Below are 14,875 nucleotides of genomic sequence, written 5' to 3' on the forward strand. Positions count from 1 at the left end.
AGGTATGAAAATAGTTTTTGAGGATATAAAAAGATTAGCCGGTAGTTCCTTTAGAATATTGGTCAATCCAAAATTGAATAATTTTTATTATTGGCATTTTCATCCTGAATTTGAATTGACTTTCATTGTAGCACCAAATGGAACACGACGCGTAGGTGACCATATTGGGGATTTTGAAGGAAGTGATTTGGTTTTTATAGGTTCTAATATTCCGCATTTGAATTTTGATTATGGAATTAAAACCGAATATGAAAAAGTAGTTTTACAGATAAAAGAAGATTTTTTCAAAAATGACTTTATCACCACTCCTGAACTAGCTTTCATTAATCAATTATTTGAGAACTCTAAAAAGGTGGTTTGTTTTCATGGAGCTGTAAAAGATGAAATTGGCAAAAGGCTTCAAAAAATTCATCTTTTATCACATTTTGAACAATTTATAGAAGTACTGTCCATATTTCAGATTTTAGCAACAGCAAATGAAAAGACACTATTACACGATAAACCATTTGAGAATCTGTACAATAACAAAGAACAAGTGCGATTAAAAGTAGTATATAAATTTATAGAAGAAAACTACCAAAGGGCTGTTTCTATTGAAGAAATCTCTCGTTTGACTCATTTATCCAAAGCCGCTTTTTGTCGTTATTTTAAAAAAATGACCCGATTGACTTTTACTGAATTTTTAAATCAGTATCGAATAGAACAAGCTAAAATACTTTTAAAAACTGATAAAAATGCAACAGAAACGTGCTTTGAGTGTGGTTTTGAAAGTCTGTCATATTTTAATAGAATTTTCAAAAAAGTAGTGGGTGAAAATCCGATACAGTTTAAGAAAAGATAAAAAAAGGTATGTTTCCTAAATTTCAGAAACATACCTTTTGTAATTTATTCCGTAATATTAAAACTGGCTACATAAAAGTTTTTATCTATTTCCAATTTTGAATTTTCAGTATTTACAGAAACACGTTGCCATTCTGTCTCTGGTTGTAGCAATTCTTCATTGCCATTCAGCGTTACTTTAACAGGCATGTTAAAACCTGACACACAATTTGTCCAGCGATATCCTAATTGATTATCCTTGAAAAAATATTCTACTGTAGGAATTCTGGTATCTCTTAAATACTGATTAAAAAAGGTAGCTAAATCGATTCCAACTTGCTGACTTAAATAATCTTCAATTTGTTTAGTCGATACCGTTTGATGGTAAAAAGTACTGTTCAAACCTCTTAATATTTTTCTCCATTTTTCATCATCATTTACAATTTGGCGTAAAGTATGTAGCATATTCCCTCCTTTTGGATACATATCACCAGATCCTTCTTTGTTTACACCATAGTTTCCTATAATCGGCTTATCATTGTTTATTCCCTTTCTGGTCCCTCGGATATATTCAAATCCAGCTTCTTTCCCATAATAATATTCTACAAAAAGGCTTTCAGAATAGTTTGTAAAACTCTCATGAATCCACATATCAGCAATATCTTTGTACGTAATATTATTGGCGAACCATTCATGTCCGGATTCATGGATAATGATAAAATCAAATTTTAATCCCCAACCCGTTCCGCTTAAATCCCTTCCTAAATAACCATTTTTAAATTTATTTCCGTAGGTCACTGAACTTTGATGTTCCATTCCTAAATACGGAGCTTCAACTAACTTGTAACTGTCTTCATAAAAAGGATATGGTCCAAACCAGTGCTCAAAAGCTTTCAACATCTTTGGAACATCCTGAAATTGTTTTTTGGCTTTCGCCAAATTGTCTCTCAAAACATAATAGGTACAGTCTAAATCGCCTTTTTCTCCCTTATATTTTTCTGAAAACGAAACATAATCTCCTATATTTATGTTTACACCATAATTATTGATAGGATTTGAGACATACCAATTATAGGTTTTGGTTCCGTCCTTTAATTGCTTAACACTGATCAGACGACCGTTAGATACATTTGTCAAATTTTCAGGAACATTTACACTGATCAGCATATTTTCCACTTCGTCATACATGTGATCTTTGTTTGGCCACCAAACACTCGCACCCAATCCCTGACAAGAAGAAGCAATAAAAGAATTCCCATTAGCATCTTTTTTCCAAGTAATTCCTCCATCCCATGGCGGATTTACAGCAACTTTAGGTTTGCCTCCGTAAAAAACAGTCAACTTTTTTATGGCTCCTTTTGTTTGAGATGCAATCAATTCAATAAAAAATGCATTTCCTTCTCTTCTATATTTTAAAGCTACTCCATCCTGAATGACTTTATAAATTTCCATAGGATTTTGCAAATCAATTTGCATACTATTGTATTCCTGAACGACTTGATATTTTATTGTATTGGAACCTGAAATAGTACTGTCAGCAGGATTTACTTTAATATCAAGATAGTACTGTTTTACATCCCACCACGCTCTTTCTTTGGTGATGCTGCCGCGCAAAGTATCTTGTCTGGTAAATATTTCCTCTTTTTTTTCCAAAAGTCCTTGCGCATTTACACCATTAAAAATAAGGAAAGAGATCAAAATAAGACTGAATTGTTTTTGCATGGTGAATTTACTTTAGACAAAAATAAACTTTAAAACTCTATAATTAAACTTCCTGGAATTTATTTTCCAGGATAGATTTGGACATATTCTTGCAACAGCGTATTTTCTTTTCCACGAATTTCCATGATCACCTTATTGTTTTCAAAATCAAACTTCAGCAACCCAAAATTAATATCTTTGATCACTTCTCCTTTTACATAAGGATTTTCTTCGCCAGAAAAAGAAGCATAGGTATGGGTTAGTCCACTCGAAGTAAAATCGACTAAAGGATACGACAATCCGCGAACTTTTTTGGAAGAAAAAGTAGCAATATGGCGGTCACCAGAAATTATAAAGGTACCTTTTGCTTTCGTTGAAACAATCAATTGCTCTAGTTTTTCAATTTCATGGGGAAAATTTCCCCAAGCTTCAAAACCGTGTTTATTTGATAAAAATTGAATGCTGCTGACAATAACATTAAATTGTGCCTCAGAAGTTTGAAGTTCATTTTCCAACCATTTCCATTGTGCATTTCCTAACACCGTTCCTTCACCTGCTGTATTAGGTTGAAAACGTTTTTTTAAATCGGTGGCTTTAGTCAGTGCCGTTCTAAAAAAGCGAGAGTCCAATACAATGACTTTTATTTTATTTCCATTTACCTCAATAGTTTTAGCAGTATAAACTCCGTCTCTTTTTCGCTCAGAAGCGTTCTTTGAAGTGCCTAAAAAATCCAATAATAACTGTTGGCTTTTTCTTTTAAAGGGATATTCTTCCCCAGCGTCATTTGCTCCATAATCGTGATCATCCCAAGTTCCTAAAACTATTTTATCTTTAATAAAAGTTAGATAATCCGCGTCTTGTTTTTGAATTTCATAATTATTTTTAAGAAACTGCATATCTTCTGTATCCGAGTACACATTATCACCTCCCCAAATCCAAACGGAAGGATGATTTTTGTCTATCGCTGGCCAAAGTTCATTTTTAATCTTTTGATTGTCGCAGGAACCAAAAGCAATCGTAAAGTAAGTGTTTTGAGTAGGTTTATTAGTTTCAAGTACCTGTTGTGTATTCTGAATTTTACAACTAATAAGGGCAAAAAAGCTAAAAATAAAAAGTATTTTTTTCATGTGAAGGTATTATAAAATCTATTTAATTTAAAAAAATTTGTTGCTAAGGTATACTAATATGCTCAATTGAACTTTAAGTAAAGTTTAATAAAAAAGCGACTATCCAATTAAAATAGTCGCTTTTTCATTAGATTAAAACACAAAAATTAATGCAGGTGGGTTACTTTGCTTTGTTCTACTACAGCAGTAAAATCATTGGCTAAACGTTTGCCATACTCCTCTAGCAATTCTAAAATTCTTTCTTGATTATCTGATTTGACAATAAGTCCTGCATGATATTCTAAGGGTATTCTAAAGCAAACTTCCGGATCTGAAAACGAAGATAAATTAGGATGCTGGAATTTTGTTAAAGTCAAAACGATTCCGGCATATCCTTTTTTTACTTTTGGTAAACTGTACTTCGTTCCTTTGACCAAAGCGTCTTCAATTGCCGCCCACTCTTTCCATAAATTAATATTCGAAGCTTCAGCAACCATTTCGGCCAAATGCGCTCCTCCTACTCGTGAAGAAGTTTCCAAGAAATAAATCTGTCCATCTTCATTACTTTTGATGAACTCTGTATGAGCGGCTCCATGTTTCAACCCAAAACCTTTCATCACTTGTTCATTTAATTTTTTTATCGCAATATCATCCTCTGATTTGTATTTACTATTTGCAGAACGGAAAACGCCGCCACCTTGAGATATTTCCATTGGTGTAGCTAAATATCTAGAAGTCAAACTGAAGATTACTTTGCTATCCGAAATCAAACTGTCACAGTGATACACATCACCAGGTTTGAATTGTTCCAATAGATATTTGAATCTGTTATTCCCCATTTCATTAATATGGATCCACAAACGCTCTTTGTCCTCTATTTTTATAATTCCTGTTGCAGAAGCTTCGGAACGTGGTTTCAAAACCCATGGAGCAGGAATAGCATCTGCAAAAGTATTGATGTCATGGTCATTAAACAAAGAACAAAAAGCAGGAATAGAAATTCCACAACTTTTGGCTCTCATTCGCATCGCTAATTTATCTCTAAAATAACGTCCCGTAGTTTGTCCCATCCCATCAATACGGAGGTTTTCCCTTAGATACGTGGCTTTTTCTACATCATAATCGTCTAACGCAACAATGGCATCTACTTTAGTAGTTTTCATAAAATTACCAACACCTAATAACAGATGTTCTAAATTCCAATCGACATCTTGGCCTTCCATATAAAAAATCTCATCAATATGTTCGTGTGGCCATGGCTTGTCTCTGAGTTTTTCGCTTGTCACTAAATAGACTTTGTTGCCTAATTTTTTTAAATTAATTAAAAAATCGGCACCTTTGAAATAATTTGAAATACAAAGAAAGGTTTTAGCGTTTTCCATAGGTTATAAATTTTCTATGAATTTAGTTAATAAATGAACACCATACGCTGTTGCATGCTTACTTTTAGCAAATTCATCCTCACCAAATGCCACTCCAGCTACATCAAGGTGCGCCCAAGCGTTGTGTTCTTGGGTGAAATATTCTAAAAATTTGGCGGCACTTATGGCTCCGGCAACTGGTTTTCCGCTATAATTTTTCACATCGGCAATATCACTTTCTATGTCTGATTTGTAAACATCCCAAAGCGGTAAAGGCCACAAACGCTCTCCTATTGCATCTCCGTTTTCTTGCAATTTCTTAGCCATTTCTGCATTGTTGGTAAACAAAGCACCACATTCATACCCAAAAGTACCCACGCTGCTTCCAGTAAGTGTGGCGATATCCACAATATATTCCGGTTTGAAATTTTTAATCAAATACGATAATCCATCGGCTAAAATGAGTCTGCCTTCTGCATCAGTATCAATTATTTCTATTGAATGTCCACTGTAACTGTGAATTACATCACTAGGTAAAAAGGACTTGCTGTCAACCGAGTTTTCGGCACAAGGAACAATAGCAGTTACTTTGACTGGCAATTGTAAATCGGCTATAAGTTGCATCGCCCCAAATACTGCCGCACCACCAGCCATATCACACTTCATGTGGACCATTCCTGCCGTTTTTATATTTAATCCACCAGTATCAAAGGTGATTCCTTTCCCCACCAATCCAACATGTTTTAAGTGTTTTACTTCAACAACAGGAGTATACTTCATAATGATAAATTGAGGTTCATTCTCGCTTCCTTTTCCTACGGCTAAAAAAGCGCCAAGACCTGCAATTTTAGAAGCTTCATAACCCAGGACTTCCACATCAAATCCATAGTGATCCCCGGTTTCTTTAGCCCAATTCGACAAGTATTTTGGATTGATCGTGTTGGGTGGTAAATCGACTAAATTATAGGTTGCTAGTTGTGCTTTGGCAATTTTAATTCCTTTTTTGGCTGTAGCCAAATGCTCTTTTTCAGATAATAAACTCAAGCTAAAATCTGGTTGTAAAAAAGGATGTACGCTTTTCTCCGATTTAAAATGACCTAAATCATACGTTCCCAAAAACAATCCTGAAATCATAGCTTCAACCTGATCCTCAGTAAATTGTTCTGGTATAACTAAAGCTACACTCAAACTTAAATTTTCTTTTTGTTTCGATGAAATACGGCGAAAAATAGTTTTTAACGATTTATAATCTATCGTTTTTCCCAAGCCAATAAAAACATACGTATTATCATTTTTTTCGGCCAAATAGTGTGTGTCTTTTTTACCAAAAAAAACTTTGGAAGCAATTTCTAATCCATTAAATGTAATGGGAACAATACTTTTTGAATAGGTTTCAAAAACCGGAATTAAAATTGTACCTGAAAAATCATCTGAATTTGTTATTGTACTTGTTCTCATTTATTCTTTTTTTATGGCTGTTGTTATTGGATGAAATTCAACATTAATGTCGTTTTTTTAGCTATACTCTGTAATAGACGCGATAAATCGCATCTCTACACCTCTTTTTCATTAAAAAACAACCATTCAATTGCTTTTGGAAACTCGTCACTCCAATAGGTTTCACTATGTTTTCCTTGCTTGTTAATACTTAAATTAATATTCGATTTTTCTTTTACAAATTCAGTTGAAATCAAACTATCTTTAAAACTTTTGATATGTTCAATCATCTTTATACTTTCATCGCCACCGGCATATAAATAGATTTTTGTATCTGCTGAATTAGCTTTTTCAGTATTGATTTTTAATTCAGGAACGACCCAAAGCGAGGGCGAAAAAATCATTAATTTCCCATACACTTCAGGATTTCTTAATCCACTAAAAATACTAACTAATCCACCCATTGAGCTTCCTCCAATTCCGGTGAATTCCCGTTCTTTTTTGGTTCTAAAATTGCGATCTACGTAGGGTTTTAATGTATCAGTCACAAAGCGAATGTATTTCTTGCCTTGTCCCTTTCCTAGAACAGTTTTCCCTACATTGTATTCTTTGATGCGATCTTCTTCGGCGTGTTCAATAGCAATAATTATAATTTTTCCGATTTTATATTCTGACATAACTGCCAGTTTTTTATCAATTTCCCAATTGCCAAATTCAGCTGATTCATTGAATAAATTTTGAGCATCCTGCAAATACATAACCGGATAACTTTCACTCGATTTGTCATAATCATGGGGTAATAACGCCCATATTTTCCTGGTTTTATTGAGTTGGGGAATTTCAAATTCATCCGAAATCAATTGCACTTGAGGTAAAAAAGATTGTTTAAAAGGCAACCAGTTTTTTCTCCATCTCTCAACGTGTTCTTTTTGAATGCCAGTATGTGCTAATGTAGAGCGATTTTCGGTACGATTCCCATGACTGTTAATCTCAACATCGCTCCAATCTCCTTTCGTAAATTTATACAAAAGCATCTCTGGATAATCAAAATCATGTGGGAATTTGTAATGATACGAACGGTTCCCTATCTTCTCCATCAGAAATTCGTTGTCCTGTGTGCGCCAATTATTAAAATTCCCTGAAATATAAACCGGCCGAGCGTCATCTTCATCAGTAGTTAGAATTATGTGTAGTCCAGTATTTAGTATAAAATTGTTTGCATCAGGATTAAAGGTGGTATTGTCTGAATTCATTACTTGCATGTGCTGCTTTAATTTTAAAATAAAAGTAAATATAGTGGATTGCTATTGGAAATAAAAGAAAAAAGAAAACCCAATAGCAAATGAATTTTCTATTGGGTTTTATGTATAAAAAGTAAGTATGCTAATTTTTCTTCTGACGGCTTTTTAAAACTGTTACCACATCATCTAACTTAAACCCTTTGGCTTGCAATAAGATAAGATAATGAAAAAGTAAATCAGCACTTTCACTCAAAAACAAATCATCATTGTCATCTTTGGCTTCAATAACCACTTCAATCGCTTCCTCACCTACTTTTTGGGCAATTTTGTTCATCCCTAATTTGAATAAAGAAGCAACGTAACTTTTTTCTGAATCTGCATTTTCTCTTCGAAGTTGGATTGTATCTTCTAAATCCGAAATAAAGCCATAATCTGCTTTGTTTTCGTCAGCCCAGCATGTATCTGTACCTTTATGACATGTTGGCCCTTCTGGTTTTACCTGAATCAATAGCGTATCATTATCACAGTCGTTTTTGATGTCAATCAGATTTAGAAAATTGCCACTTTCCTCGCCTTTTGTCCAAAGCCTTTGCTTACTTCGACTGTAAAAGGTTACTTTTTTAGTGTCTATCGTTTTTTGATACGCTTCGGCATTCATATAACCCAACATCAAAACCGTTTTGGTTTCACTGTCTTGAATGATTGCTGGAATTAATCCGTCTGTATTTTTTGAAAAATCTATGTTCATGTTTTTAATTTAAAGATTGAAAATTTAAAGATTGAAAGATTATCTAATCTAACTTTCTTTTCTCTTTATTCTATTATCTATTTCTATATTCTAATCTCGATATTGTTATTTTTAAGGACTTTTTTTAATGTTTTGATTTCAATTTCTTTAAAATGAAATACACTTGCGGCCAATGCTGCATCGGCTTTTCCAGCTACAAAAGCGTCTACAAAATGTTGAATATTTCCTGCTCCTCCTGAAGCAATTATAGGAATATTAACTAACTCAGAAAGTCTAGCCAAAGCTTCATTAGCAAAACCGTTTTTAGTTCCGTCATTATCCATTGACGTGAATAAAATTTCACCTGCACCACGTTCTTCCACTTCTTTGGCCCAATCAAACAAATTCAATTCGGTAGGCACTTTTCCTCCTACTAAATGAACAATCCATTGCCCGTCAATTTGTTTGGCATCAATTGCAACCACTACACATTGACTTCCAAATTTTTGTGCCAAATCATTAATCAACTGCGGGTTTTTGACCGCTGAAGAATTAATAGAAACTTTATCCGCCCCGTTTTGCAGCAAAATTTCAACATCTTCAACGGAGGAAATTCCACCACCAACAGTAAATGGAATATTAATCGTGGAAGCGACTTTACGAACCAAATCAACTAAGGTTTTCCTTCTTTCTTCCGTGGCAGAAATATCTAGAAAGACCAATTCATCCGCGCCTTCATCTGAATATATTTTAGCTAATTCAACTGGATCTCCTGCGTCACGCAAGTCCACAAAATTAATACCTTTTACGGTTCTTCCGTTTTTAATGTCGAGACAGGGAATAATTCTTTTTGTAAGCATTATTGTTTTTATTACACAGAGATTCACGAAGTTTCACAGAGATTCACAAAATTCTTGGTGAATCTTAGTGTCATCTTTGTGTGTCTTTGTGAAACAATCTATTTTATTATATATTTTTCTAATTGTTTCAATGAAATTCGTCCTTCATAAATTGCCTTACCAATTATTGTTCCTTCACAGCCTAATTCGGCTAGTTTTGGTAATTCGTCAAAAGTAGAAATTCCTCCTGAAGCAATTAATTTTATGCCATTGGCTTGCGCCAACTTCTCGCCTCTCGACTGCGCTCGAGATGACGCGCTCGAAGTGACAGTGCATTGATTAATAATTTTTTTATATAAATCAAAGGATGGTCCTTCAAGCATACCGTCTTTGGCAATATCGGTACAAATTACATACTGAATTCCCTTATTTTGATACTCTTGTATAAAGGGAATCAATTCTTCATTAGAATCTTCTAACCAACCAGAGACCGCTACTTTTTCATTGTTGGCATCTGCTCCCAAAATAATTTTATCAGCACCGTATTCTGCAATCCATTTTTCGAATAGTTCTCTATTTTTAACGGCTATACTTCCGCCGGTAATTTGATTGGCACCACTTTCAAAAGCAATTTTCAAATCGGAATCGGATTTTAATCCACCACCAAAATCAATTTTCAATTTGGTTTTAGAAGCTATTTGCTCTAATATTTTATAATTCACAATTTGGCTTGACTTTGCTCCGTCTAAATCAACCAGGTGCAGGTATTCTATACCGTGAGCTTCAAATGATTTGGCCACTTCAAGCGGATTTTCATTGTATATAATTTTGGTATTGTAATCGCCTTTTGACAAGCGAACACATTTTCCATCAATGATGTCTATTGCAGGTATTATTCTCATTTATTTTTAATTTAAAGATTTAAAAATTGAATTATTTAAAGATTGGGAATGTTAATTAAAGAACTATTTGATTCTCTAATTTTTCAATCTTTGAATTTTTCAATCCTTTAATTTTAAGAAATTACCCAAAATTTGTTCTCCAACATCACCACTTTTTTCGGGATGAAATTGAGTTCCATAAAAATTTTCATTTTCCAATGCTGAGGAATATTCTAGCTCGTAATTAGTTGTAGCAATGGTTTCTGTACAAATAGGAGCATAAAAACTATGTACTAAATACATATATTCGTTCTCAGCAATTCCTTTGAATAAATCTGATTTCAAGTTGTAAATTTGGTTCCACCCCATTTGTGGTACTTTTACTTTTGGCGTGAATTTAATCACATCAACATCAAAAATTCCCAAACCTTTGGTATTCCCTTCCTCCGATTTGTTGCACATCAGTTGCATTCCCAAACATATTCCCAAAACAGGTTGTTTCAAGGTTGGAATCAAAGTCTCTAAACCACTTTCTAAAAGCATTTTCATTGCGGAACTTGCTTCTCCAACGCCTGGAAAGATCACTTTGTCTGCTACTTTAATTTCTTCTGGATTATTACTCAAAATGGCTTTGAATCCCAATCTTTCGATGGCAAACATAATACTTTGAATATTGCCTGCACCGTAATTTATGATTACTGTTTTCATTTATATTGGTCTTAATGTTGTAAAGTCAAAAGTCATAAAGTCAATGCCGGAGCACTTTAAGACTTTAAGACTTTTGTCTTTCGACTAAATTAAAGCATCCCCTTTGTACTTGGCAAAATCATTTTTTCTGTATCCCGCTTTACGGCTACTTTTATTGCTTTGGCAAAAGCTTTAAAAATGGCTTCAATCTTGTGATGTTCGTTCGTTCCTTCTGCCTTTATATTGATGTTGGCTTTCGCTCCATCCGAGAAAGATTTGAAGAAATGATAAAACATCTCCGTTGGCATTTTTCCGACCATCTCCCGTTTAAATTCGGATTCCCAAACCAGCCAGTTTCTGCCTCCAAAATCAATAGCCACTTGCGCTAAACAGTCGTCCATTGGCAAACAAAAACCGTAACGTTCTATTCCTAATTTATTTCCTAATGCTTTCGCAAAAACTTCTCCAAGTGCAATTGCTGTATCTTCAATTGTGTGGTGTTCGTCTACTTCCAAATCACCTTTTACAAGAATTTCCAAGTCCATTTGTCCGTGACGAGCTATTTGATCCAGCATGTGGTCAAAGAAAGCAATACCAGTTTCGATTTTGCTTTTACCCGTTCCATCAAGGTTTACGTTGATGTAAATATCCGTTTCATTTGTTTTTCTTTTTATTGAAGCGGAGCGTTCTTCTAATTTCAAAAACTCATAAATTACTTTCCAATCGGTAGTTTGCAAAGCAATAACGGAATCTAATTCCTCTCTTTTTGAAGCAATTTCGTCGCCTCCCAATTCTTCATCGGTATTAATAAAAATCGCTTTTGAACCTAAATTTTTGGCTAATTCAACGTCGGTTATCCTATCTCCTATTACGAATGAATTTGTTAAATCATACTCCGGATTATCAATGTATTTTGTCAACAAACCTAATGCAGGTTTGCGCGTTGGAGCATTTTCGTGCGGAAATGTTTTATCAATTAAGACTTCACTAAAAACCACGCCTTCATTAGCAAATGCTTTCATTATTAAATTATGCACGGGCCAAAAGTTAATTTCCGGATGCGAATCCGTACCCAAACCATCTTGATTGGTCACCATTACGAGTTCAAAATCTAGTTCCAAAGCAATTTTCCCAAGGTATTGAAATGCTTTTGGATAGAATTCCAGTTTTTCAAAACTGTCTAATTGATAATCATTTGGTTCCAAAACCATTGTTCCGTCACGATCTATAAAAAGTATTTTTTTCATTTAGCTATGTCTTAGTTATCTACTGTAAAATTATATTAAAAACATTTTGTGTCTTCTGACATTTTTTCTATTTTCTTTAAGGCTATTTCCTCCATAACTTCTTTAAAATAAAGGTAGTACTCAAAAATACCTATTTCATAGACTAATTGAACATAGGTTATTTTTCCTGCTTCAACTTGAACTTCAAATTTTTCAGCACTTTCCCCTGGCTTCTTTCTGCCACCTTTAACAAAACAATTATGCTTTCCTTCAGCAACTTCATGTACGGAGTATTTTTTATTATTCAGTTTACAAACAAATTTATCATCAATAAACATTTTGAATGCTGAACCAGAGCCAGAAATACCTGTAGAACGTAGGAAATAGATTTTACCAGTTTTTTCTTTGTGTTGAGCATTGATAAAAGAAGTGAAACACAAAAAAATTAAAAAGCTTAACAACAGGTGTTTATTTATTTTCTTCATTTCGTTTTAATTAAGTTATTTACTAATTGCTAATAACACCTCAATCAACTTCTTATTCTCATTCTCTGTTCCAACAGTTAAACGCAATGTATTTTCACAAAGTGGTTGGGTGGTTCGATTTCTGATTACAATTCCTTTTGCAATCAACTCTGCGTATCTTTTATTGGCATCATCCACTTTTACCAAAATAAAATTGGCTTCTGTAGGATAAGTTTTTTCGACAAAATTAATATCAAGTAACACTTTAAGTAATTCCTCTCTTTGCGCTATAATAGATTCAATTTCAAATTTTATCTTTTCCGGCTTGTCTAATCGTTCCAATGCTCTTTTTTGAGTCAGTTCATTCACATTATACGGTGGTTTTATTTTATTCAAAACCGAAATTACTTCAGCAGATGCATAACAAATTCCCAATCTGATTCCTGCCAAACCGTACGCTTTTGATAGTGTTTGAGTAATGACCAAATTTGGATATTCGTCTAATTCATTAATCCAACTTTCTTTTTTTGAAAAGTCAATATATGCTTCATCAATTACTACCAACCCCTTAAAATTTTGAAGAATATACGCCACACTTTCATCCGAATAAGAATTTCCGGTTGGATTATTTGGTGAACATAAAAAAATGATTTTAGTGGTTGCATCAACAGCTTTAATAATTTTTTCTATTTGCGGTTGAAAATCTTCTGAAAGTAATACTTCTCTGTTTTCAACTGCATTGATATTAGCCAAAACACCATACATTCCGTAGGTTGGCGGTAAGGTAATCACATTATCTGTTTTTGGTTCACAAAAAGCTCTGAATAATAAATCCAATACTTCATCACTGCCATTTCCAAGTAAAATTTGGTTGGTCTTTACATTTTTTTGTTTGGCCAAAACTGCTTTCACACTCATTTGTTGTGGATCAGGATAGCGATTTACGCCATTCTCAAACGGATTTTCATTGGCATCCAAAAAAATCATATCAGCAGTATCAAAACCCTCAAATTCATCGCGAGCAGAGGAATACGGCTTCATTGTTTTTACGTTCTCTCGAACCAAATTATTGATATCAAAACTATTTCCCATCTTCCAGTGCTTTTAATCGTAATGTAACTGCATTTTTGTGTGCTTGCAACCCTTCGGCATCAGCCATTATTTCAATAGCTTTTCCTATATTTTGGATTCCTTTTTCCGTTATTTTTTGAAAAGTCATTGTTTTTGTAAAACTATCTAAATTTACACCACTATAGTTTTTTGCATATCCGTTGGTAGGCAAGGTATGATTGGTGCCCGATGCGTAATCACCGGCGCTCTCCGGTGTATAATTCCCTATAAAAACCGAACCTGCATTTTCAATTTCGTCAATATAAAAATCATCGTTGGCAGTGCACACAATAAAGTGTTCCGGTCCGTATTCGTTTATTAAATCCAAAGCGATTTTATCATTTTCGACAAAAATTAATTTAGAATTAGCAATCGCTTTTTCAGCAATCGCTTTTCTTGGCAACGCTTTTATTTGGATTTGGATTTCAGCCTCAACAGCCTCAATTAACTTTCTGGAAGTAGAAACTAAAATTACCTGACTGTCCGCTCCGTGTTCCGCTTGAGATAATAAATCTGATGCTACAAAAGCTGGAACTGCTGTATCATCAGCCACAATCAATAATTCTGATGGACCGGCCGGCATATCAATTGCTACGCCAAACTGAGTTGCGAGTTGCTTGGCTACCGTTACATATTGATTTCCTGGTCCAAAAATTTTATACACTTTAGGGATCGTTTCCGTACCAAAAGTCATTCCGGCAATTGCTTGAATACCTCCTACTTTTAATATTTTAGTCACACCACATAAATTTGCAGCATACAATATTGCGGGATTTATAGCTCCATTTTTATCGGGAGGGGAACACAAAACAATTTCGTTACAGCCTGCAATTTCTGCAGGAACAGCAAGCATTAAGACTGTGGAAAATAAAGGTGCAGTTCCTCCTGGAACATACAATCCAATTTTTTGAATGGGTCTTTTTTCCTGCCAACAATTTACTCCTTCAATAGTTTCTACAGTTACTCTTTCTGTTTTTTGAGCAGTATGGAATTTTTTAATGTTTGACTTTGCAAGTGAAATTGCTTCTTTTAAGTCGGCAGAAATGGAAGCAATAGCCTCGTCAATTTCTGCTTTAGAAACTGCTAAATTTTCGATAATTGCACCATCAAAAAGCGAAGTGTATTTTGCAACAGAAAGATCACCTTTCTTTTGTACTTCCTTAAAAATTTCTTTTACTGTTGCTTCTATATCATCAACCGTTTTTGTAGGTCTTTCTAAAATGGAAGCCCAGCTTTCGGGTTTTGGATTGAATATTTTATTCATTTTTAATTTTAT

At 34.1% G+C, this 14,875-nt stretch carries 14 protein-coding genes; 1 reads left to right on the forward strand and 13 read right to left on the reverse strand.

Features of this window, described 5'->3' with window-relative positions; translation table 11 throughout:
• Positions 1 to 4: 4 nt before the first annotated feature.
• Positions 5 to 841, forward strand: coding sequence for an AraC family transcriptional regulator (locus EKM01_RS06040; RefSeq protein ID WP_126459331.1), 837 nt, complete (start codon positions 5 to 7; stop codon positions 839 to 841).
• Positions 842 to 885: 44 nt separating this feature from the next.
• Here EKM01_RS06040 and EKM01_RS06045 read toward each other — a convergent pair whose 3' ends face one another.
• From EKM01_RS06045 to hisD, 13 genes are all read right to left on the reverse strand, one after another.
• Positions 886 to 2,541, reverse strand: coding sequence for a M1 family metallopeptidase (locus tag EKM01_RS06045; RefSeq protein WP_126576163.1), 1,656 nt, complete (start codon positions 2,539 to 2,541; stop codon positions 886 to 888).
• A 59-nt stretch (positions 2,542 to 2,600) separates the two neighbouring features.
• Positions 2,601 to 3,647 (reverse strand): alkaline phosphatase D family protein, encoded by a 1,047-nt coding sequence (locus tag EKM01_RS06050; RefSeq protein WP_126569039.1) that lies wholly within the window; start codon positions 3,645 to 3,647, stop codon positions 2,601 to 2,603.
• Between the two features lie 146 nt (positions 3,648 to 3,793).
• Complete coding sequence (locus EKM01_RS06055; RefSeq protein ID WP_126767393.1) at positions 3,794 to 5,008, reverse strand: acetyl-CoA carboxylase biotin carboxylase subunit family protein; 1,215 nt, start codon at positions 5,006 to 5,008, stop codon at positions 3,794 to 3,796.
• A gap of 3 nt (positions 5,009 to 5,011) precedes the next feature.
• Entirely contained in the window at positions 5,012 to 6,445 is a 1,434-nt protein-coding gene (locus tag EKM01_RS06060; RefSeq protein ID WP_126767396.1) for a M17 family metallopeptidase, read from the reverse strand.
• 95 nt (positions 6,446 to 6,540) lie between these two features.
• Entirely contained in the window at positions 6,541 to 7,686 is a 1,146-nt protein-coding gene (locus EKM01_RS06065; RefSeq protein ID WP_233589301.1) for an alpha/beta hydrolase, read from the reverse strand.
• 121 nt (positions 7,687 to 7,807) lie between these two features.
• Positions 7,808 to 8,413, reverse strand: coding sequence for a bifunctional phosphoribosyl-AMP cyclohydrolase/phosphoribosyl-ATP diphosphatase HisIE (gene hisIE, locus EKM01_RS06070; RefSeq protein ID WP_126451645.1), 606 nt, complete (start codon positions 8,411 to 8,413; stop codon positions 7,808 to 7,810).
• An 83-nt stretch (positions 8,414 to 8,496) separates the two neighbouring features.
• Positions 8,497 to 9,252: an imidazole glycerol phosphate synthase subunit HisF gene (gene hisF, locus EKM01_RS06075; RefSeq protein ID WP_126561523.1), complete on the reverse strand. Its 756-nt coding sequence runs from the start codon at positions 9,250 to 9,252 to the stop codon at positions 8,497 to 8,499.
• A 98-nt stretch (positions 9,253 to 9,350) separates the two neighbouring features.
• On the reverse strand, positions 9,351 to 10,133 hold the full coding sequence (locus EKM01_RS06080) for a HisA/HisF-related TIM barrel protein (protein WP_126561522.1): 783 nt from the start codon (positions 10,131 to 10,133) through the stop codon (positions 9,351 to 9,353).
• A gap of 99 nt (positions 10,134 to 10,232) precedes the next feature.
• Positions 10,233 to 10,820: an imidazole glycerol phosphate synthase subunit HisH gene (gene hisH / locus EKM01_RS06085; protein WP_126561521.1), complete on the reverse strand. Its 588-nt coding sequence runs from the start codon at positions 10,818 to 10,820 to the stop codon at positions 10,233 to 10,235.
• A gap of 89 nt (positions 10,821 to 10,909) precedes the next feature.
• Positions 10,910 to 12,046 carry a bifunctional histidinol-phosphatase/imidazoleglycerol-phosphate dehydratase HisB gene (gene hisB / locus EKM01_RS06090; RefSeq protein ID WP_126561520.1) on the reverse strand — a complete coding sequence of 379 codons (1,137 nt, stop codon included), beginning with the start codon at positions 12,044 to 12,046 and terminating at the stop codon, positions 10,910 to 10,912.
• 35 nt (positions 12,047 to 12,081) lie between these two features.
• Positions 12,082 to 12,510: a DUF2846 domain-containing protein gene (locus EKM01_RS06095; protein ID WP_126561519.1), complete on the reverse strand. Its 429-nt coding sequence runs from the start codon at positions 12,508 to 12,510 to the stop codon at positions 12,082 to 12,084.
• A gap of 15 nt (positions 12,511 to 12,525) precedes the next feature.
• A complete protein-coding gene (hisC, locus tag EKM01_RS06100) occupies positions 12,526 to 13,581 on the reverse strand; it encodes a histidinol-phosphate transaminase (protein WP_126561518.1) in 1,056 nt (351 codons plus the stop codon).
• A complete protein-coding gene (gene hisD, locus EKM01_RS06105; protein WP_126767399.1) occupies positions 13,571 to 14,863 on the reverse strand; it encodes a histidinol dehydrogenase in 1,293 nt (430 codons plus the stop codon). Before hisD ends, hisC begins: the two co-directional genes overlap by 11 nt.
• Positions 14,864 to 14,875 lie beyond the last annotated feature (12 nt).

Source organism: Flavobacterium sp. RSP46, assembly GCF_003984825.1.
GTDB lineage: Bacteria > Bacteroidota > Bacteroidia > Flavobacteriales > Flavobacteriaceae > Flavobacterium.